Source organism: Vibrio sp. 1727, from assembly GCF_033344415.1.
Lineage (GTDB): Bacteria > Pseudomonadota > Gammaproteobacteria > Enterobacterales > Vibrionaceae > Vibrio > Vibrio alginolyticus.
Genome location: NZ_JAWPOT010000062.1, coordinates 1 through 1,595, shown reverse-complemented (window position 1 = coordinate 1,595; position 1,595 = coordinate 1). Strand labels below are relative to the sequence as shown.

General features: G+C 42.3%; 1 protein-coding gene. It reads left to right on the top strand.

The features are described 5' to 3' along the window. The first annotated feature begins 115 nt into the window (after positions 1-115). Positions 116-508, top strand: a complete 393-nt coding sequence (locus tag R8O10_RS23800) for a hypothetical protein (protein ID WP_000884724.1) — start codon at positions 116-118, stop codon at positions 506-508. Positions 509-1,595 lie beyond the last annotated feature (1,087 nt).

Genomic DNA, 1,595 nt, shown 5'->3' with positions numbered 1-1,595 from the left:
CTATGCGTTGGTTTTAGTGGTTAAGGCGGTATGCGGAAGCTTCGGTATTGCGTTGCTCACCCCTTAACAGGGCGTTAGAGCACTCCTAGTAAAGTAACATAGAGTTAACAAAATAATGTTAGATAAATTAGTTGGTAAGGTTATTAATTTCAAAGCGGTCACTAAAACCAAGGTACAGTTTGAATTAAGTGAAAATAATTGTGTAATCGAACTTCAAGTATCTGATGCTTGGGTTATTAATCGTAATGATGAAGTTACTGTTGTCGGCGAGCGGGACTCAAAAACAGGTAAGTTTATTGCCTATGCTTACAATAACCACACAAAGGGAGTATTTGGTAAGTATGATGCCCAAGTAGTAGGTGGATGGTTGTTTGTTGTTATTGGGCTATTCTTTTTTTGGGCTATTTTTCCACTGTTCTTACATGTTCCTGCAGGAATCAAACAGATTTCGCTTGGGAAAAAAGTTAACGAAGCTTTTGACTTGGTGACACAGAGCAAAGTGCTCTAACAAAGCATTTAAGAGTGATTCGCAACGCGTGACTCTGTAACGAAAATCACCTCCCCCTATTGATTAATGTATACCAATTTCATAGAACCACTTGAAGATGTATACATTAATCAGAATCCAAATTTATGCCTGAGCCACACTCAAAATCGGTGTCTATTATTCCTATTATGTTAAACGGGCGAGTTAGCTATCAAAAACAGCCCTTAGAACGCCATCAGAGGCTCTAGGCACGTTTTTAAGCACTTACTATGCCCTACTGACCCAGAAATCGGCCTGAAAGTTTGTGACGCTTTGAGGCTGATTTACAGGGTGAAAAACTACCACTCGATTTGGGCCAAAAAACCAACCAAAGTGGACAAAAAAAACTATTTGCACTTGTTTCCACCACAAAATTAGAAAGTTGATACAATTGAGTCAGGACGAACGCGATAGTGATTTTTAAGGGTAATTGCGCCCAGACAAAGGAGACTATCGTTAATGCTACTCAACATTGATCTACAAATTTCGATTCAAGCTCGCATCCCCCTCAAGCTCTTGCTTGTTCTTTTGCACCTAGTTGCTATTTTGTAGTTAGAACACATCATCCACACACCAGGTAAATCCGCCTAAGCGGTTTTACCTGGTGTGTGGATGAGACAAGCGAAGCGCGTCAGTTCGGAGCTGAGTGTTCATTTTTCATCACGCTGTCACCTCATACCCCCCTCAAATTTACTCAGAGCCTCTCCCTGTTTGCTCGCTTCGCATTGCAAATGTGGGAGAGGCCCTTCGCAAATTTCGCGAGACAACTCGCGCTGTGTAGAATTCTATTGAATCCTTACACAGCGCGAGTTGAAGGTGCATTTTTAGTATTTCGCGCAACACTATTAACGCAACATAATGATTCTTGAAAGCCACTGAATTCCGAGGCATACTGAAGACTCCTACCACTGCGGAAGCAGGACCCTGACCATATAACCGATTCGGTTGGTCTACGTTGCATTCAGAGCACCGTCCGGTCTGAGAACCGAGTTAATTTAGCTCTTGTCTGTGGGGAGTACGACCTAGTTAAAATCGTATGCGGTGGCAATGATTGTTGAACCATCGAGGC

Bases quoted from the DNA above. Each gene is read 5' to 3' on its own strand.
- R8O10_RS23800 (WP_000884724.1), top strand. From the start codon at position 116: ATGTTAGATAAATTAGTTGGTAAGGTTATTAATTTCAAAGCGGTCACT.